Annotated in this window: 18 protein-coding genes; 4 read left to right on the top strand and 14 right to left on the bottom strand. The window is 52.3% G+C overall.

The features are described 5' to 3' along the window. Position 1 precedes the first annotated feature (1 nt). The 11 genes from BZJ19_RS11110 to gspC all read right to left on the bottom strand — a co-directional run bounded on the left by BZJ19_RS11110 (position 2) and on the right by gspC (position 10,505). Complete coding sequence (locus BZJ19_RS11110) at positions 2-496, bottom strand: type II secretion system protein M (RefSeq protein ID WP_077663208.1); 495 nt, start codon at positions 494-496, stop codon at positions 2-4. Then, positions 493-1,758, bottom strand: coding sequence for a type II secretion system protein GspL (gene gspL, locus BZJ19_RS11105; protein WP_157891183.1), 1,266 nt, complete (start codon positions 1,756-1,758; stop codon positions 493-495). The genes BZJ19_RS11110 and gspL overlap by 4 nt, the downstream gene beginning before the upstream one ends. Continuing rightward, positions 1,727-2,731, bottom strand: a complete 1,005-nt coding sequence (gspK, locus tag BZJ19_RS11100; protein ID WP_077675676.1) for a type II secretion system minor pseudopilin GspK — start codon at positions 2,729-2,731, stop codon at positions 1,727-1,729. Before gspK ends, gspL begins: the two co-directional genes overlap by 32 nt. Then, a complete protein-coding gene (gspJ, locus tag BZJ19_RS11095) occupies positions 2,728-3,366 on the bottom strand; it encodes a type II secretion system minor pseudopilin GspJ (RefSeq protein WP_077675675.1) in 639 nt (212 codons plus the stop codon). The genes gspK and gspJ overlap by 4 nt, the downstream gene beginning before the upstream one ends. Continuing rightward, on the bottom strand, positions 3,350-3,715 hold the full coding sequence (gene gspI, locus BZJ19_RS11090; protein WP_069591266.1) for a type II secretion system minor pseudopilin GspI: 366 nt from the start codon (positions 3,713-3,715) through the stop codon (positions 3,350-3,352). The genes gspJ and gspI overlap by 17 nt, the downstream gene beginning before the upstream one ends. Continuing rightward, positions 3,715-4,266: a type II secretion system minor pseudopilin GspH gene (gene gspH, locus BZJ19_RS11085; protein WP_069591229.1), complete on the bottom strand. Its 552-nt coding sequence runs from the start codon at positions 4,264-4,266 to the stop codon at positions 3,715-3,717. Before gspH ends, gspI begins: the two co-directional genes overlap by 1 nt. A gap of 1 nt (position 4,267) precedes the next feature. Beyond that, a complete protein-coding gene (gene gspG / locus BZJ19_RS11080) occupies positions 4,268-4,726 on the bottom strand; it encodes a type II secretion system major pseudopilin GspG (protein WP_077480046.1) in 459 nt (152 codons plus the stop codon). 4 nt (positions 4,727-4,730) lie between these two features. Next, entirely contained in the window at positions 4,731-5,966 is a 1,236-nt protein-coding gene (gspF, locus tag BZJ19_RS11075) for a type II secretion system inner membrane protein GspF (protein WP_077663212.1), read from the bottom strand. Next, complete coding sequence (gene gspE / locus BZJ19_RS11070) at positions 5,966-7,492, bottom strand: type II secretion system ATPase GspE (protein ID WP_077675674.1); 1,527 nt, start codon at positions 7,490-7,492, stop codon at positions 5,966-5,968. Before gspE ends, gspF begins: the two co-directional genes overlap by 1 nt. After that, positions 7,489-9,471 carry a type II secretion system secretin GspD gene (gene gspD / locus BZJ19_RS11065; protein ID WP_077675688.1) on the bottom strand — a complete coding sequence of 661 codons (1,983 nt, stop codon included), beginning with the start codon at positions 9,469-9,471 and terminating at the stop codon, positions 7,489-7,491. The genes gspE and gspD overlap by 4 nt, the downstream gene beginning before the upstream one ends. 71 nt (positions 9,472-9,542) lie before the next feature. After that, positions 9,543-10,505, bottom strand: a complete 963-nt coding sequence (gene gspC / locus BZJ19_RS11060; protein ID WP_077675673.1) for a type II secretion system protein GspC — start codon at positions 10,503-10,505, stop codon at positions 9,543-9,545. 201 nt (positions 10,506-10,706) lie between these two features. Here gspC and hslR point away from each other — a divergent pair, with 201 nt between their 5' ends. The 4 genes from hslR to BZJ19_RS11040 all read left to right on the top strand — a co-directional run bounded on the left by hslR (position 10,707) and on the right by BZJ19_RS11040 (position 15,963). Then, a complete protein-coding gene (gene hslR, locus BZJ19_RS11055; RefSeq protein WP_077675672.1) occupies positions 10,707-11,111 on the top strand; it encodes a ribosome-associated heat shock protein Hsp15 in 405 nt (134 codons plus the stop codon). A 42-nt stretch (positions 11,112-11,153) separates the two neighbouring features. After that, on the top strand, positions 11,154-12,029 hold the full coding sequence (hslO, locus tag BZJ19_RS11050) for an Hsp33 family molecular chaperone HslO (RefSeq protein ID WP_077675671.1): 876 nt from the start codon (positions 11,154-11,156) through the stop codon (positions 12,027-12,029). 329 nt (positions 12,030-12,358) lie between these two features. Further along, positions 12,359-13,987 (top strand): phosphoenolpyruvate carboxykinase (ATP), encoded by a 1,629-nt coding sequence (pckA, locus tag BZJ19_RS11045; RefSeq protein WP_077675670.1) that lies wholly within the window; start codon positions 12,359-12,361, stop codon positions 13,985-13,987. A 125-nt stretch (positions 13,988-14,112) separates the two neighbouring features. After that, positions 14,113-15,963 (top strand): AsmA family protein, encoded by a 1,851-nt coding sequence (locus BZJ19_RS11040; RefSeq protein ID WP_077675669.1) that lies wholly within the window; start codon positions 14,113-14,115, stop codon positions 15,961-15,963. Positions 15,964-15,967: 4 nt separating this feature from the next. Here the strand turns inward: BZJ19_RS11040 and BZJ19_RS11035 are convergent, their stop codons facing one another. Genes BZJ19_RS11035 through BZJ19_RS11025 form a run of 3 tightly spaced genes read right to left on the bottom strand, consistent with a single transcriptional unit; the run spans position 15,968 to position 18,296 of the window. Beyond that, positions 15,968-16,912: a bifunctional GNAT family N-acetyltransferase/hotdog fold thioesterase gene (locus BZJ19_RS11035; RefSeq protein WP_077480053.1), complete on the bottom strand. Its 945-nt coding sequence runs from the start codon at positions 16,910-16,912 to the stop codon at positions 15,968-15,970. Between the two features lie 24 nt (positions 16,913-16,936). Further along, complete coding sequence (gene dtd, locus BZJ19_RS11030; protein WP_077675668.1) at positions 16,937-17,371, bottom strand: D-aminoacyl-tRNA deacylase; 435 nt, start codon at positions 17,369-17,371, stop codon at positions 16,937-16,939. Continuing rightward, the gene (locus BZJ19_RS11025) at positions 17,343-18,296 is read right to left on the bottom strand and encodes a virulence factor BrkB family protein (protein WP_077675667.1); all 954 of its coding nucleotides are present in this window, start codon (positions 18,294-18,296) and stop codon (positions 17,343-17,345) included. The genes dtd and BZJ19_RS11025 overlap by 29 nt, the downstream gene beginning before the upstream one ends. Positions 18,297-18,336 lie beyond the last annotated feature (40 nt).

Genomic DNA, 18,336 nt, shown 5'->3' with positions numbered 1-18,336 from the left:
ACTATCGTTCTAATTGCAGGCGATTAACCTTCACAACCCCAGCGTTATCTGTCATTTCCGTATCAAGACGCACGACCTGAATGCCATGTAAACGAGCGAGTTGGTCGAGCCAACGCAAAAGTTGGTTAAATGGCAAAGGCTCGACACCCAATTGGACACTCGCCTCACCGGGCTGCAAGCGGGTAATGGTGACACTAAACTCCCCTGCGCTGGCCGCCACCACTTGGTTTAATGGCTGATTACTGCTTGTCGGAGCGCGACTGCTTGCACCTGACTGTGCGCGCAACTGAACAATTTGCTGATGCTTTTGCTGTACATCACTCAGCAAACGTCGCTCACTAGTGAGCGCAGCTCGGGCATTGTTCGCCTCGGCTTGAATCGGCGCAATGATCCCCCAGTACAAGACACTGAGCAGCATCACCAGTGCAGCCACCATCAATAAACGCTGCTCACGTTCACTGAGCGATTGCCAGCGTGCTTTTAACTGACTCATCATGATTCGCTCCTCAAGGTAAACTCACCACTCACGCTGTCACCATTACGGTTGAGCTGCCCAAGCTCAGTCGTATAGTGTTCGCTTAGCAAGCCGCGCAGTCGCTCAAACTGGGCAAAATCGCTGCCGGAGGCTCGGATCACTAAGACTTCACGTGCTGCTTGATAACGTAACGCTTGCAGGTGAATTCCGGGCGTTTCTTCTAGCATCGGCGCTAATTTAGCTAACCAAGGCAAAAGCGCAGCATTGTGTTGCTGCCCTTCAAGACGCGCAATTTCCGCATCCATCTGTCGAACCATGTACGATTGCGTCGGGATGCGCTGGTACTGTGGCAACGTTTGGCGAAAGACAGACTCGCTCTGTGCACGTAGCGCTTGAGCCTGCTGCTGGGTATCACGAATCGTCAGCCATTGTTCAACGCCCAATAAGGCGCTAATGGCTAACACTAAACAGGCAGCAGGCAATAAAGGTTTGAACGTTTGCTTAGTCTGGCTTTGTGGCCGATAAGGTCCGGTTAGCAAGTTCGCAGACAGAGTATGACTTTGTGTCGCTAACAGCCCTATCACGGTGTCACAGGGATGCCACTTAGCCTCCGCCTCATCCAGTCCACTGACTGGCCAATCAAGGTCAAGATGGGACGGACAATATCCATGCAAGGTGAGTGATGGGGCTTTGTCCTCGTTATCTGCGTCCACCGGATCTTGTTCCAGCGCCTTTTGTTGCTGGCTTCGCCACGCGTGCGCCCAGAAACGAAGCCAGTCACGCGATCCCACCACACCTTGACTGTCATGATGCCGACACAGCCATTGCTCACCCAGTGGCGCTACCGTCAAATGGTTTGTCTGCCACGGCAAACACAGCACATCGGGTAACCATTGCCGCGCATGGATATCTGCATCCGTCAGCGCTTGCTGCCAGGCTTGCATTTTGTCGTGGGCCACCACCGCTACGTGGGCAAGACTGCCCGCGACACTCAAAATACTTACGTGTACCGTATCCACATCATCGGCCAATGCCTCTTCAAGTAAGTAAGGCACCACTTTATCGCGCTGACGCCGAGAGCCGGGCGGCAAGGTCACCGACCTGAGGGTCACCCAAGTGCTATCCACTAAGATCACCACACGCCGCGTTTGCGCTTGCTCCGTCAAGGCTGACAGATGATCGCATTCACCGGTCGCGGTGACCTGATTGTCACTCACACGCACCTGGGCCCAAAAGATCGGCTGGCTGGCATCACTGATCCTTATTATCAGTCGCTCGCTCACGCATTCCTCCAAAGCGACGACGCACCACGGTTGTGGTGCCATCGTCTTGATAGTGCAATAACGCCTGAATGTGACGTTGGGCAGACGCCACGGTCACATCGGCCTGTAATAAAAAAAACTCGCTGGTCACCGTGAGATGTGGGATCACCTGCTCACGGGCTTTGTCATCGAATTCACTCAGGTTTAACACCGCCATAAAGGCGTCGACATTTTTCCACCCAGCATCAGGGCGCTGGGCGATCACCTGTTTAGCTTGTTCTATCGACAGTGCAGGGGTAAACAGCGCCGCCAGCAAAGGCGCCTGCTTATCCGTCAGTGTGTTGACATTAACTTTCAGCTCCGCACTGGGGATCGCACAAACCTGAGCGGATAAACGCATAAAGACCTGCGCATTGACTCCTTTGACCGCACGCCACTCGCTACGATCGGCCAACACGGCATCGGCCGTCACATAGGGAGGACGTAAACTCTCATAGTGGGCATCTTCGGCCCCGAGCGACTGGTCCAGTTGATTGTTTTCATCCACAAAGTCTCGCGTAGATTGGGCAATCACATCCGCTTGGTAGTCATCATCAACCCCGCTGCCGACCAAGGCTCTGAGTACCGTCACTTCATAGGGCACCGCACTGCCTAGGGTCGCGCCTCGCAGCTGCAAACTATTCAAATTAAAGCAGGCTTGTGCATCTCGTAAGTGACCACGTACTGTGCCACCTTCTAGCGGAAAGCTGCGCTCTTTCTCGGCCCAACTTTGACTTAAATTCACCGTTTCACTACCAGATAAACTGTCTCGCAACACCGCTGCGGCAAGCCCTTCGACGGCCATGCCGTACCAATATGCTTGCTGAAAATGAAGCTGATTTTCAGCGCGGTTGTAATTGGTGAATAACCGCGATGCCATGCTACCGGCTATCGCTGTCATTAACGCCATAATCAACATCACGATCAATAACGCTGTACCACGTTGACGACTCATTCTGCCTCCCGCTGTAGCGCCGCAGGCAGCGTTTGCCCAGCCAATAAATAAGTCCGTACTAGCTGGCCATAGCGAGGATGGGTAAAACGCAATTGAATGGCATCGGGCAGTGCGTGAGGGGTATCAAAGCTGCTCTGCCAAGTCCCCTTCACGTTAAAGCGGAAGGTGAGATCATCAATATCGTCCAGCAATGTCATCACCGCCGGTTGTTCACCTGCCGCTTGATCCGGATAGCGCCAACGTAACCGCTCCAACTTACCATCTCGTTGGCGATACCCCACCGCCACCACTTCGCTACGCGGAAAACGATACTGGGGATTAATCCAACCGGTACGGGTAAAGCGCACGCCCATGGCATCTCCGCCCAGTACCTCTTTACCTGCGGTCAGTAATTGCTCACTAGGGAGTTGGCCATCCATACGCTGGCGTCGCGCGGCCATTTGGCGAAAATCACTGTCCATGATCACCAGTGCACGCTGTAATTGTTGCAGCGTTTCTCCTACTTGGCGCGATTGCTCGTCACTGCGCTGCACCGTCTGTAGTACTTGATACGCAGTCAGGCTAATGCTGGCGAAGACCACCAGCGCCAGCAACACTTCGAGTAAGGTAAACCCCTTTTCAGCGCGTGGCGACATAGGTCCTCACGGTTACCAGTGGATTGTCTGTCGATTCTGCCGCTGCAACGGCGAGATCCACCGCTCGCAGTGGTCCCGTGTTAGTCGCAATCGGCGTCAACTGCCACTGCCAGCGCTGCCCCGCCATCTCCGTGGTGCCTTGGGTGGCTTTGTCGGGCACCTTGCCGCTCAGCACTACCTCAGCCAACTGATTGTCAGCCACCATCGCCGCCAAGGTTTTTTGCTCAAGGCGACTTAGTGAGCGGGTATGCTGCCCAGTAGCTTTCATCACACTGAGCGCGGCTACCGCAAAAATGGCCACTGCAACCAGCACCTCCAGTAGCGTCATCCCATGTTGAGTCTTAGGCATCATCCATCCTCCTCGGCACGCTGCCAGCGAAATTGCGCCAGTTCATTGGCCTTTAATTGCCACATGGCACGACCGTCGGTTTCGATGGTGAGCGTAAAGGGAGTGATTTCGCCATTCGGTAATAGCCAAATCTGAGGGGGCGCCACGGCGGTTTCACCGTCTTCTTCAAACATGTTTTCGAACAGCGGTTTGTCTTCAAATAACCGATCCTGCTGCTGCCAACCAAAGCCATCCATACTCAACGCAAAGCGGCTTTGTTCAGGCAAGGTTCCTTGGGTTGCCCAACGATCACTGCTCACCGTTTGCCAGTTTTCTTCGCCTAACTTCAGCAGCTGATAATCATGGTTGTTGATCCGCACCCCGTAAGTCTGTCCTTCCAGCCAACTTTGCTCTGCCCACAACTTAATGCGTTGATACAAAGCTTGGCCGGCTTGCTCGGTCCGGGTATCAACAGGCTCGGGCCACACCATCACCACGCCTGAAGCGCTGACGGCAATAATCACCACCACCAACAGGATTTCGAGTAACGTGAAGCCCGCCGCCTGACGCATGTTATTGCAGCTCGTTCAGGTTCCAGTTACCAATATCTTGATTGATCCCTTCACCGCCTTCTTGCCCATCCGCGCCTAGCGAGAACACATCAATCACACCATGCTCACCTGGGCTCACATAGCGATAGTCATTGTTCCAAGGGTCTTTAGGCAAACGCTTGATATAACCTTGTGCCGGATAGTTCCGTGGCACGGGCTCACTTTGTGGCTTGGTCACAAGTGCATCAAGTCCTTGGTCAGTGGTGGGGTACTGGTTGTTATCCAGTTTGTACATATCCAGCGCATTTTCGAGCGCGCTGACATCTGCGATCGCCTTTTTCACTGCCGCTTTATCTTTGTTGCCCAATAAGTTCGGGGCGACAAAGCTGGCTAGCAAACCAATGATGACCACCACGACCATCACCTCGAGAAGCGTAAAACCTTGTTGACGACGCATCTTGTTCTCCTTGTTTATTATCATAAAATCACAACCCCACCATGTTGTTCATGGCAATAATTGGCATCAAAGTGGCGACGACAATAAAGAGCACCAGACCTGCCATGAGCACGATCATCAGCGGCCCAAACACACCTAATGCCACGTTCACCTGCGCCTCAAAATCTTTATCTTGGTTATCGGCCGCCCGTGTGAGCATGGGTTCAAGTTCCCCACTGCGTTCACCGCTGGCAATCATATGCAACATCATCGGCGGAAAAAGCCCAGATTGATCCAGTGCCACTCGCAAGCTGGCACCTTCTCGCACCTTATCCGCAGCCTCGAGCACTCGGGTACGCACATACTGGTTGGTAATCACCTGTGCGGCGACCTTCATGCCATCCAAAAGCGGGATCGCACTGGCGGTACAAATCGCGAGTGTGCGTGCAAAGCGCGATGTGTTGAGGCCACGTGCAACACGCCCCAAGACCGGTAACGACAACTTTTGTTTGTCCCATGCCAGTCGCCGTTGCTTGTCCTTCAGCAATGTACGTATTCCCGCACTGAGTAAGACAAGGCCACCCACGACCCAAATTCCCCATTGGGTAATAAAATCACTGGCGTTTAGGAGAAACTGTGTCGATGCGGGTAAGGATTGGCCGGTTTGAACAAACTGGCCAACGATGTCAGGCACCACGGTCGCCAACAAAAAGGCGACAATCACCACAGAGAAAAACGTCAAAATGGCGGGATACAGCATCGCTTGTAGTAGGGTTGATTGAATGCGCTGACGATTTTCTACATAGTCCGCCAATCGCTCCAATACCGTGCCCAAATGACCGGCTTTTTCGCCCGCCGCAATCATGGCACGATACAGTTCATCAAACACTTGCGGATAATCGGCTAGTGCATCAGCAAGGGTATAGCCTTCCATCACCCGCGCGCGCACACTGGTCATCATACTGCCAATACGCGGCTTTTCGGCTTGCTCCGCCACCGCCCTTAAGCACTCTTCCAGTGGCATCGCAGCCTCAATCAAGGTCGCTAATTGACGCGTGATCAATGACAGCTCTTGGGTGCTAATACCGCGGTTGCGAGATGAAAACAAAGGCCGCGACGTCTCGGCCTTTTGCTGGCTACGCTTACGTGTGGTCGCATTGACCACCAATGGCGTCAGCCCTTTGTCACGGAGCTGCTGCCGGGCCTGTCGAGGCGTATCCGCTTCAATCACACCTTTGCGTTTACGCCCTCGCGTATCTAAAGCTTGGTAATCAAACGCCGCCATCAGGTCTCCTTGGTGACTCGCATCACTTCTTCAAGCGTGGTTTTTCCTTGCAGCACTTTAGCCAGTCCGTCGTAGCGGATACTCGGACTCTGTGCGCGCACCGCTTGTTCAATGGCGTGCTCACCCGCATCGTGATGAATCAGTGCTTGCACCTTCTCGTCGACCGTCAGCAGTTCATGAATCCCCGTTCGGCCCTTGTAACCTTTGTGGTGACAACGCGAACAGCCCCCTGCTTTATACAAGGTGACGTTATCGCCAGGCTGAGCCAGCCCCACATCCACAAACAATTGCTGCTGGCTGGCATCGGCTTGATAAGGGATACGGCAATCGCTGCAAAGGGTGCGAACCAAGCGCTGTGCTAATACCCCGAGCAATGATGATGAAAGTAAGAATGGTTCAATACCCATATCACGTAAACGCGTCACCGCACCAATGGCGGTATTGGTGTGTAAGGTCGACATCACCAAGTGACCGGTTAGCGAGGCTTGCACCGCGATTTGTGCGGTTTCTAAGTCACGGATTTCCCCCACCATAACGACGTCAGGATCTTGACGCAGCATGGCTCGCAGTCCCCGGGCAAAGGTCATATCGACCTTAGGGTTAACTTGAGTCTGCCCAATACCAGCGAGATCAAATTCGATCGGATCTTCTACGGTGAGAATATTGCGATCTTCACTGTTAATGGTTTGTAAGCCCGCGTACAGCGTGGTCGATTTACCCGAGCCCGTTGGGCCGGTGACCAGTAAGATCCCGTGCGGTTTGTGAATAAGATGACGAAAGCTCTCGTGCAACGCAGGCACCATCCCCAACTGAGCCAAGTCGAGTTGTACCGCGTTTTTATCGAGCAAACGCATCACCACACGCTCACCGTGAGAGGACGGCATGGTCGATACCCGGACATCGACGGCGCGACCGCCGATGCGGACCGAGATGCGTCCATCTTGTGGCACGCGCTTTTCGGCAATATCGAGTTTGGCCATCACTTTGACACGTGATACCAACAAAGGGGCTAACTTGCGGCTCGGCGATAAGACTTCGCGCAGCACCCCATCGACACGAAAACGGATCGACAATGCATGCTCAAAGGTTTCTATATGGATATCCGAAGCACTTTCCTTGATCGCTTCACCCAGCATGGCATTAATCAGCTTGATGATAGGGGCATCGTCCTCGGACTCAAGCAAATCTTCGCTCTGCGGCAACTCTTCAGCCAATGAGAAGAAATCATCACTGTCTGCATCGGCGCCAATGTCAGCCATCAGCTGCTGCGCATCCGCACTGTCTCGCTGATAGAGTACCGTCAGTTGCTGCTCAAAATAGGCCTCATCCACGGTTTCTGGCACTAAGCGCGCGCCCCATAACCGTTGTACTTCCACCAAGGTCTCAGGGGTTACCGACGGTAAACACAATAACCGTGCCTGCGAGGCATCAGTCTGAATTAACACCCCATGACGACGCGCAAAACCAAACGGTAACTGCCATTTGTTTTCTGGCTCGTTCGCGAGTGCGACCGTTCGATCCGTCATCCTGCTAGCTCCGCTTGTAATGCACGTACTTCAGCCGGCATCACCGCATCACTCTTATAATCAGGTAACACAGGCTTTTGCGCATCTGGCATCAATTTGACCCCATCTTGTGCGCGCAGCAGTTGTTCGGCACGGATGTAGTTATACTTACGCTGTGTCACACCATCTGCGGTTAAGCCGGTACGAATAATGGTGGGCTTGATAAACAGCATCAGGTTTTTCTTTTCTGTCCCCGTGGAAGTGGATTTAAACAGATGACCCAACACCGGAATATCTCCCAATAAAGGCACTTTGGACTCACTTTCTACAGTACGCTCGTCAATCAAACCGCTGAGCACAATCATTTGCTGATCGCCCACCATCACTGACGTGTTTAATTGGCGTTTACCAAAGCGCACATCCACGGCGCCACTGGCCCCCAAGACATTCGACACCTCTTGCTCAATATCCAAGAGAACCGCAGAACCTTCATTGATTTGTGGGGTAACTTTTAGCTTGATGCCCACATCTTTACGCTCAACGGTTTGGAACGGGTTATCGTTATTCGAGCCCGTTTGCGATCCGGTAATAACGGGAACTTCTTCACCGACAATAAACGACGCTTCTTGATTATCCAGCACCATCAGGTTGGGTGACGAAAGGATATTGGATTCGTTATTCGAGGCCACCGCAGTCACCAACGCAGTCCAATCCCCCATAATGACTCCGGCGGCAAGGCCATTGACGCCACCTAGTACATCCGAAAGAGCGCTGTAGTCACCAGACTCTGTGATTGGCACATTGTATGGCGTACCATCACTCTTATAGCGTACCTCTGTACGGGTCTTGTCTTCGGTTGCCTTTTGGCCAGTCAGGTAATTGGTGATCCCAACCCCTGTGTTACTAAATTGAATGCCACCATTTTCAAGCGAGCCCCACTGCACACCTAAATTGGCGCCATCGGACTCTGACATCTCTACGATTAGTGCTTCAATCAGTACTTGCGCACGACGAATATCAAGCTGAGAGATCACGCTTTCCAAGGTTTTGAGGATATCGGGTGGCGCAGTGATCACCAACGAGTTAGTGCCTTGGTGCGAAGATATTTGTACCGCTTGCTTCTGGGCACCCGGTTTACTCTTCTCTTCTTTTTCTTTCAGTAAGTTATCTGACACACCTTGGAGAACTTCAACCACATCTTCCGCTTTGGCGTAGCGCAGGTAAATGACTCGACTGTTGCCTGTGGTCGCCATTTCCTGATCAAGCTGTCTGATCAGCTTTTTCACTCGTTCGCGCACTTTAGGTTCACCTGAGACTAAAACGGCATTTAAGCGCTCATCAGCAACAAAGCGTGGTTTAAGGAGATCGGGGGCATTATTGGCGTTATCTCGCTCGTTTAACGCTTCAACAATCCGCACCATTTCTGCGGCAGAGGCGTGATCTAAACGCACCACTTCTACCTCTTTATCACCGGCTTGGTCCACACGACGGATAATATCGGTCAAGCGATTCACGACCGCTGCACGCCCAGTAATCATGATCACATTAGCCGGATCGTAGTGGACTACGTTACCCGCTCCCGCATTATTAATCAGCTGGCGTAGCAAAGGGGATAGCTCACGTACCGACACATTCTTCACCGCGACTACGCGAGTGACAACTTCATCTCCCACCACACTATCGTCTTCACCGACCACAGGTACCGGTGAGGTTTTGGCATCTTTGTCGCGGACCACTTTAACGACACCATTTTCCATCTCGACCACGGCAAAGCCATACACTTCGAGTACGTTTAAGAAAAACTGATAGTACTGTTCATCAGTCAAGGTATCGTAACTGCGGACATTGATGGTGCCACGAACCGAGGGATCAACAATGATGGTTTTTTCGAGATTACGGCCAACGATCTCAATAAATTCCTGAATATCTGTGCCCTTAAAAGAGGCACTAAACTCAGCGGCACCGGCTGGGATACCAGTAAAGAGAAGGCTCGCGGCCATCAGATAGGGGATCAGTCGTTGTTTGACCTTCACGTCACACTCCTATTGCCGCTGACGGCGAATGCTGTGGATTAAAGTTGAATCGAGATGTCATGTTGTTGTCCCTGTCGCTCGATAACCAAGTCAAGCGATCCCTGTTGTTGAATGCGTCCTAGAATATCAGGCAGTGCTGCGGACTGACTTAACGTCAGCCCATTGATAGCGACAGCAATATCTCCTGCCTGTAAGCCGGATTGCTCAAAAAAGATTGGATTGCGTCCCGGTGTGAGGCGAAAGCCCTTCATTTGATCTCCTTCGCGCACTTGTGACAGCTGTACAAAGTCAAATAAGCGTTGCGGGTTCTGACTAAGCTGCTGCGCTAAGTCGGCAGGCCAGTCAGGGCTGGTCTGCCGCTTGGTCGCCATCGACTTTGGGGGCGTCGATGCATCAGTAGGAGAAGAAAAAACGGTCTGCGGTGTACTATCTGCATCGACCCCCGGCATAAGGAGCGCTTCGCGTCTTGACCCTTGGCGTAATATCACCCGATCGGATAAGACTTGATCGACACTAACTTGGGTCCCTTTCACCTGCTCACCCACACCGTAAGTCACTTGACGACCGCCGTTCGCGATCACGGCCAATGCACGCTTAGGATCGTTACTGGCCACCACCCCAACCAAAGTTAGGCGTAGCCGGGTTTCGGGCACATTGGTCACCGCATGTTGCGTGGGTTGGACGGCCGCTTGGTAACGCCCAAACAATTGGGCATTAACGATAGGAGTCAACGAAAAAGGATCCGTCGCAGCACGAGAGGACGACGCCGACTGGCTTGCTGCAGGCAATACAGGTGCAGGTGCAGGCGAATAAAACGCCCACACCATTCGCCCAGCCAACCAAGCCAGTACGAGGAATAGTAAAATGTTTAGCCACGTCGCGAGCCGTGTCACTTGCTGCGGTGACACCGTGAACGTGCCATGCTGGCGTCCTGCCTTACGCATCATCCCTTCCAAACCAAATTGAGTCACCGAGTGTCCATTGATGGCTTTTTTTGCCATCAAGTTCCATCATTAGATTACGAAAAGCTGGGCATACTAGCAAAAACACGATGTGATATTGAGAATTTTTCATTTTTGTCGTAACCCCACATCCTAACCAAGCCAGCGCATTTAGGTCGGATTGTACCTCGATGCTGTGATACTGCTCTAAAGGAATTTTTGTGCTAATGTCGCCCATCCGGATTGCGCAGGAGTTGAGTCATGAAAACACACGCATCGGCGCCCTTGACGGCAGTCAGGCTAGACAAGTGGCTATGGGCCGCACGGTTTTACAAAACACGGTCAATCGCGCGCAACATGATTGACGGCGGCAAGGTACATTACAATGGCCAGCGCGCCAAACCTAGCAAAATGGTTGAAGTAGGTGCTGAGATCCGACTTCGGCAAGGACACGAAGAAAAAACCATTACTGTATTAGAATTATCAGAGCAGCGTCAGGGCGCGCCGATTGCGCAGACGCTGTATCAAGAAACCCAAAACAGTATCAAACAGCGTGAGCACAACACGGAAATGCGTCGCTTACACGCACACAATCCGCGCCCAGAAAACCGGCCGGATAAGAAACAACGCCGAGATATTCGTAAGTTTAAACAAGGCATAGAGTAAGGCCGATCCCACTAACCAGGCCCTAAGCCGGAGAGAGATTGCATGTCAAACGATCAACTACACCGTTACCTATTTAAAGATGTGTCTGTGCGTGGTGAGCTGGTCAAGCTCGATGAAACCTATCAACGCATCTTGGAAAACCAAGACTACCCTGCGCCAGTCCAAGCGCTACTGGGGGAGATGCTTGTCGCCACCAGCTTGCTCACTGCCACCTTAAAATTTGAAGGCTCGATTACCGTTCAACTGCAAGGTGATGGTCCAGTATCATTGGCGGTGATCAATGGTGATCACCAGCAGCAACTGCGTGGTACCGCACGCTTGAAGGGCGATATAAAAGCAGATGCAACCTTACCTGAGATGCTCGGTAAGGGGCAGCTCATTATCACCATCGAACCAGTCGACGGCGAACGCTATCAAGGTATTGTGGGCTTAGACTCGGATCACCTACAAGGCTGCCTTGAAGACTACTTTGCGCGTTCAGAGCAACTGGAAACACGGCTTTGGTTGCGTACCGGTGAGCTTGAAGGCAAACGCCACGCGGCCGGGATGATGCTGCAAGTGCTGCCGGATGGCAAAGGAGACGATAACGACTTTGACCATTTGGCGAAGCTGACTGAAACGGTTAAAAATGATGAATTATTTGGCCTTGATGCAAAAGACGTCCTTTATCGTCTATATCACCAAGAAAGCGTCWCCGTTTTCGATCCTCAGTCAGTATGCTTTAAATGCAGCTGCTCACGCGAGCGCAGCGCACAAGCGATAGCCGCGATTGAACGCAGCGAAGTCGATAAAATGATTGCAGAAATGGGCACAATTCGTTTGCACTGTGATTATTGCGGCAGTGATTATGCGTTTGACAGCGTCGATGTCGCAGCCATCTTTGAGCAGAACGCCGATTCATCGTCACAAATGCAGTGAAAAACGTGCTACATATTTAGTTGCATAAAACAAAGAAACCCAACTTAGTTCAAAAGCCAGCATCAAGCTGGCTTTTTTCTTGGTCTCCTCGGACACATCTCACATTTTTTTGCGCATTAATTTTGTACAAACAATAAGAGCTCTGTGGGTAGCGCAAACGTTTAACTAAGCGTTACCATAGAGGGAGTCACGTCACCTGGTGGTCAGTACCCTACAATCAAAATAGCCCTAGTGTGCGTGCGGTAATTTTTTGCAGTAACTCCCTGAATGGCACTATTCAGGTTGCTAGCATAAAGACAGTTAACAACATCTTACCCCAAGGAGCACCTATGACTGTCCTGAACGTCGAATCCGAAGTCGCCGGCATCGATCTTTCCCGTCATGGTCTGGAAAATGTCAAAGAAGTCATTCGCAATCCCTCTTATGAACAGCTGTTCGAGGAAGAAACCAAACCTGGGCTGGAAGGCTACGAAAAAGGCGTGGTGACTGAGCTCGGCGCTGTGGCGGTGGATACCGGTATTTTTACTGGCCGTTCACCAAAAGATAAATACATTGTGCGTGATGACACCACCCGCGATACCGTGTGGTGGTCCGATCAAGGGAAAAACGATAACAAGCCGATTGATCACGCCGTTTGGAAAGATTTAAAAGCTTTAGTCACCCAGCAACTCTCTGGCAAACGTCTGTTTGTGATTGATGGCTACTGCGGTGCCAACCCTAACACGCGTTTACGGATCCGTGTGATCACCGAAGTGGCGTGGCAAGCGCACTTTGTGAAAAACATGTTTATCCGCCCTACCGATGAAGAGCTAAAAGACTTTGAGCCCGACTTTGTGGTCATGAACGGTGCTAAATGCGTCAACAATAAATGGCGCGAGCAGGGTTTGAACTCAGAAAACTTCACGGTCTTCAATCTCACCGAGCGCATGCAGCTTATCGGCGGTACATGGTACGGCGGCGAGATGAAAAAAGGCATGTTTGCGATGATGAATTATTTCTTGCCCTTGCAAGACATCGCGTCCATGCACTGCTCGGCAAATATGGGCAAAGACGGCGACGTCGCGATTTTCTTCGGCCTATCTGGCACGGGTAAAACAACCCTCTCCACCGATCCGAAGCGTCAGCTGATTGGCGACGACGAACACGGCTGGGACGATCATGGTGTGTTTAACTTTGAAGGCGGCTGCTATGCAAAAACCATTAAGCTGTCCAAAGAAGCAGAGCCCGATATTTACAATGCCATTCGCCGCGATGCGCTGCTTGAAAACGTGACCGTACGTGGCGATGGCCGTATCGACTTTGACGACAACTCCAAAACCGAAAACACCCGAGTGTCTTACCCGATTTATCACATCGATAATATCGTTAAGCCCGTGTCGAAAGGCGGACATGCCAACAAGGTGATCTTCCTCTCCGCGGATGCATTTGGCGTGCTACCGCCGGTGTCTAAACTGACGCCTGAGCAGACCAAGTATCACTTCCTGTCTGGCTTTACCGCCAAGCTGGCCGGCACTGAGCGTGGTATTACAGAGCCAACCCCTACCTTCTCAGCTGCATTCGGGGCCGCATTCTTGACCTTGCACCCAACCAAGTATGCAGAAGTGTTGGTCAAACGTATGGAAGCGGCAGGTGCAGAAGCCTACCTAGTGAATACTGGTTGGAACGGCTCAGGCAAGCGTATTTCGATTAAAGATACCCGCGCCATTATTGACGCTATCTTAGACGGTTCGATTGAGAAAGCAGAAACGAAGACAATTCCCATCTTCAATCTCACCGTGCCCGTCTCACTCGACGAGGTCAACGATGGCATCCTTGACCCGCGTGATACCTATGTCGATCCACTCCAGTGGGAAAGCAAAGCGAAGGATCTCGCCCAACGCTTTATCGATAATTTCGACAAGTATACCGACACCCCAGAAGGGGCCGCTCTGGTTTCAGCCGGGCCTCAGCTCGACTAAACCATCCCACTTGCGCCCCATAGCGATATGGGGCGCACTTCTTGCCTAGCAGTTGAATTTACGCCATTTTTGCGCCAGTCTTAATCCATTCATCGTCACCATTTCCGCTTCGATAGGATTTGTCCATGCGCATCCTGGCCAAACTGTTTGCCAGCTTGATCATCCTGATTGTCACCGCGCTTTTCTTGGTCGTGGTGCTTCTGCATACCCGTTACAGTACACCTGTTTTTAATGCCTTCGCCCAGACTCTGTTACCCGGGAAACTCACCGCGGCACAAGTGGGGTATCACTGGCGCTCACCGCTGCAATTGACATTGATTCAGCCGGATTATCAAGCTTCCCAAACCGATTGGCATGCGGACAAACTACAACTCTATATAGACCCCGCCACCTTTCCACACATTGCTTGGCTACGCATTGATGGTATGGACATTGCCTTGGAGGCGCTGGACGCCAACCCATTGCGGGAATTACCTCAAGGGCTGACCATTGGTCGAGTGCTACTGAGTGATGTCACCCTGCGCACGCCGCATTGGCACGCCACCAATGTGCGAGCACAACTCGATAACTGGCAAAAAGGCGCCCAAGCCTATGGCACAGTGAAAGGACGAGCACAATGGGAAATAGGATCGCTTAACGGACAAGATATCGCCTTAACCCAGCTACTACTGGATGCGAAACCGAGCGACCAAGGATGGGACATTCTAGGAGCCTCGATGCAGTGGCAACGCGCTGCAATCAGTGCGCAAGGCCATTGGCAACCCGGTACCCTCGCGCTCGAGCAACTCACCATCAGCGATGCGGTGATTGATAGCGAGCAAACCCGCCAGACGCTCGCGCAAGCACTCGCGGCTTGGCCTGGCGATACCGTGTTAACCGTCGCCCGTGCCGACGTAAGGCAACTCAGCGCAGAAACGCATCCCCTGTCGGTGAACCAGTTAACCTTCTCGGCACAAAATCTTCGTTTCGCACCCGACGCGCCTTGGTGGTATCAACCGGCGATGCGATTGTCATTCAACGCCGATTATCTACGCTGGCAAGGCCAAACTTGGGAACAACCGCTGGGCGATATCGAGTGGCGAGATAACACAGTGATCGTCAATCAGCTCACCAGCCAATTGCAGGAGGGCTTTTTTGCTGTGTCTGGCCAATTCGCCCAGAACAATTGGCAAATAGACCGTTTTCAAGCCAACGGTTTAACCCTCTCTCGCCAAGAACTTGCTCCCATTCAAGCCCTGTTACCCGGTATGCCAACCCAACTGAGTATCACCAGTTTACAGCTAAAGCATAACGAGTGGCTCAACTTATCCCCTGACTTTGCCACCAAAATCAGTGGTATTGATGTGGATGGCCAGTCTCTTGAGATCCGCGACGGCGAGCTGGTCAATGGTCTCATCACAGCCAGCGCCAACCATGCAAGTATTAACCAGCAGTGGCTCGCAGAGCCCTACCTGCGTCTTGAGGCTCATGATCGCAAGCTTCAGCTACACCAATTATTGTTGGGGTTTCCCGATGGCCAACTGGCGCTATCTGGACAGATCAATCTCGCCGCACCAAGCCGACCTTGGTCGCTGGCCGTTGACGGTTTGCAAATTCCCTTGTCCATTTACCATGGTTGGTTTGAATGGCCATTGCCGCTAGAGGGCTTTCACGATATTGAGGGGCAATGGTCAGGATTGGCAGGAGACGCACACAGCTTTAAGGTGGGGTTGAACGGTCAATTAGCCGTGACTTTCCTCGACAGCGCAGCGGCGCAAACAGACCCATCTGTGGACGAGCCATGGTCTATTCGGCTTGCACACTGGTTGAAAGGAGAGGCTGCCCTACCTGTGGAAAGCCACCTAGTTCCGTTGCCCTTTGCATCGCTGACGCTCAATGCCGATCGCGGTGACATTCGCGCCACGCTCAGCGGCGAGCAAACCCTGTCACTTCGCTGGCCGATTTATCAAGCGACAGAGCCTAACGTCGGCGAATAAAGCGCTAACGCAGCAGAGCCAGTTGCGGGGCCGGTTGCGTGGTTGCCGCATCATCCGATGGCAGTAAAACATAAGTGCCCGTGAACACCCCAGCCTGTTCGTCACCACTGAAAAACGCCACTTCTAGCGTCACCCGCGCTCGACGCCCGTTTTCGAGTCGGTCTAGATCGCCGCTTAAACTGTCTAAAGACACGCTGGCGCGGGGACGCTCTGCCACCGGACGACGATAGCGAATATGGCTGTCTGCGAGCACAATATCAGCACTCAACTGGCGCTCTTTCATCAGCAACCACACCATGCCCCAACCAGCGAGCGTGGCAAGACTGAAAATGCTGCCTGCAAACATGGTGTGATGCGGGTTTAAGTTGGCATTGAGGTTGGCGCATACTTCGAAGCGATAGCCAGTAAATTGATTGATTTTGACCCCCATTTTGTCACTAATGGGGATCTGGTGCTGCCAGCGCCTTTGTAGCTCAGCGCACCATTCAGGTCGACGCACCACATCCGACAGTGGGTCTAGATGCTTCACCATTTGTTGGTGTCGGATAGGGCCACGCTCATCACTCAACTCACCTTGGCTAATAAATTCATGCTTGGCGTAAAAACTGACCGCGTCCTCACGCGCATTACAGACTAAGCGCTTGGCCCCTTCTTGGCGCGCTAAGGACTCTAATGCCATCAGCACCAACGCGCCCAGACCTCGGCTGCGATAATCCGGTGAAACCGCCATATAACGGATTTGACCGTCGTTATCTGGGGTCAGATACAACCGGCCAATCGCTACAGGCTCGCCATTGCCATCGACAATCATTCGATGGCAAGCACTCACGTCATACGCGTCGCGTTCAGAGCCACGCGGTGCATGCCAAGGCTCGCGTAGCATGCGATAACGAAAATCGTAATAACGCGCCAGATCTTGCTCTGTTTGTGGCGTCACCATTCGGAACATGCCTGTCTCTCCCTGTTAGGCTGGTTAAACCTGAAGCCAAAATGTGACCGGTCCATCATTGACCAAACTCACTTTCATGTCTGCGGCGAACTGCCCAGTTTGGGTCTGAAGCCCCGCTTGGCGACAGTGTTCACAAAACAAATCGTACAAACGTGCCGCCTCTTCCGGCGCCGCGCCTGAAAAACTCGGCCGCATCCCTTTTTTAGTATCCGCTGCAAGGGTGAACTGCGAAACCACCAGCAGCTCTCCTCCAGCCTGAGCAACGTTGAGGTTCATTTTGCCGGCATCGTCTTCAAATACCCGATAGCCAGTGACTTTGTGCGCCAGTTTGGCAGCCTGCGCATCGGTATCCCCTTTTTCTACGCCTAATAGCACCACCAGCCCTTTGCCGATGGTACCGAGGGTATTGCCCTCAACCGTGACGTTCGCTTCACTCACGCGTTGAATTAAGGCGATCATAACGCTCCTTATTGTCTTCATTTTCAATCACAGCAGGGACAGGTGTGTCTTGCGACGCCGCATCCCCTTGGGGCCGCCACAGTGCTGACTCATGCAAGGTGGCWGTCACTTGCGCACCAAACAACACAATGCACCAACTAAAATACACCCAAACAAATAAAATCGGCACCACGGCCAGTGCACCGTAGATCAGCTGATACGAGGGAAAGTGCGTGACGTACAACGCGAACACTTTTTTGCTCAATTCAAACAAAATGCTGGCAGCTGCCGCGCCCACTAACGCATGGCGTAATCGCACTCGGGTATTCGGCACCAGCGTATACAGTCCCATAAACGTGAGCGTGGTTAATACAAAGGGCAATCCACGCAGCAATGTAGTAAATAAATCACTGGCGACACCGCTTTGTAAGAGCGATAGCGACGTCAAATACGAGCTCAAAGCAATACTGGTACCAATCAAGATAGGGCCCAGTGTCAGCACCATCCAGTAAATTGAAAAGGCGATCATCATTGGTCGCTTGGTCTTAATCTTAAAGGTGTGGTTCAAACTTTTATCAATGGCAGAAATGAGCATAATGGCGACCACGAACAAAAAGCTGACCCCCACCGCGGTCATCTTGCCCGCATTGGCGACAAACTCATTGAGGTAATGCGCGACGATTTCGCCCGCCGCTGGGACGAAATTATTGATCACAAATTGCTGCAGTGTTTCGCCCACTTGCGAAAAGCCGGGAAAACTCGAGAACGCAGACAGCACCACAGTGACAAGCGGGACCAAGGACAACAAGGTGACATAAGCCATATAGCCGGCACTCACAGTGAGCCTATCGTCTCCCATTCGTTGCCACAAATGCCGAACCATGGCCTGTAGCCAGTCACGTGAGCATTGCCACGAGGGCATGTCACGCAGCGGATTATCGAGCATACCTTGTTCCTAACCTTGTGTTAGCCTTACGCTTATTCAG

Source organism: Salinivibrio proteolyticus (assembly GCF_001996165.1).
In the GTDB taxonomy this organism is placed as follows: domain Bacteria; phylum Pseudomonadota; class Gammaproteobacteria; order Enterobacterales; family Vibrionaceae; genus Salinivibrio; species Salinivibrio proteolyticus.
The sequence above is the reverse complement of the archived record's forward strand: the minus strand, read 5'-3'. Positions and strand labels throughout refer to the sequence as shown.

Coding starts and splice junctions, on each gene's coding strand:
- BZJ19_RS11110 (WP_077663208.1), bottom strand. CDS start 496: ATGATGAGTCAGTTAAAAGCACGCTGGCAATCGCTCAGTGAACGTGAG.
- gspK (WP_077675676.1), bottom strand. CDS start 2,731: ATGAGTCGTCAACGTGGTACAGCGTTATTGATCGTGATGTTGATTATG.
- gspJ (WP_077675675.1), bottom strand. CDS start 3,366: ATGTCGCCACGCGCTGAAAAGGGGTTTACCTTACTCGAAGTGTTGCTG.
- gspI (WP_069591266.1), bottom strand. CDS start 3,715: ATGCCTAAGACTCAACATGGGATGACGCTACTGGAGGTGCTGGTTGCA.
- gspH (WP_069591229.1), bottom strand. CDS start 4,266: ATGCGTCAGGCGGCGGGCTTCACGTTACTCGAAATCCTGTTGGTGGTG.
- gspG (WP_077480046.1), bottom strand. CDS start 4,726: ATGATAATAAACAAGGAGAACAAGATGCGTCGTCAACAAGGTTTTACG.
- gspF (WP_077663212.1), bottom strand. CDS start 5,966: ATGGCGGCGTTTGATTACCAAGCTTTAGATACGCGAGGGCGTAAACGC.
- gspE (WP_077675674.1), bottom strand. CDS start 7,492: ATGACGGATCGAACGGTCGCACTCGCGAACGAGCCAGAAAACAAATGG.
- gspD (WP_077675688.1), bottom strand. CDS start 9,471: ATGGCCGCGAGCCTTCTCTTTACTGGTATCCCAGCCGGTGCCGCTGAG.
- gspC (WP_077675673.1), bottom strand. CDS start 10,505: ATGGCAAAAAAAGCCATCAATGGACACTCGGTGACTCAATTTGGTTTG.
- hslR (WP_077675672.1), top strand. CDS start 10,707: ATGAAAACACACGCATCGGCGCCCTTGACGGCAGTCAGGCTAGACAAG.
- pckA (WP_077675670.1), top strand. CDS start 12,359: ATGACTGTCCTGAACGTCGAATCCGAAGTCGCCGGCATCGATCTTTCC.
- BZJ19_RS11040 (WP_077675669.1), top strand. CDS start 14,113: ATGCGCATCCTGGCCAAACTGTTTGCCAGCTTGATCATCCTGATTGTC.
- BZJ19_RS11035 (WP_077480053.1), bottom strand. CDS start 16,912: ATGTTCCGAATGGTGACGCCACAAACAGAGCAAGATCTGGCGCGTTAT.
- dtd (WP_077675668.1), bottom strand. CDS start 17,371: ATGATCGCCTTAATTCAACGCGTGAGTGAAGCGAACGTCACGGTTGAG.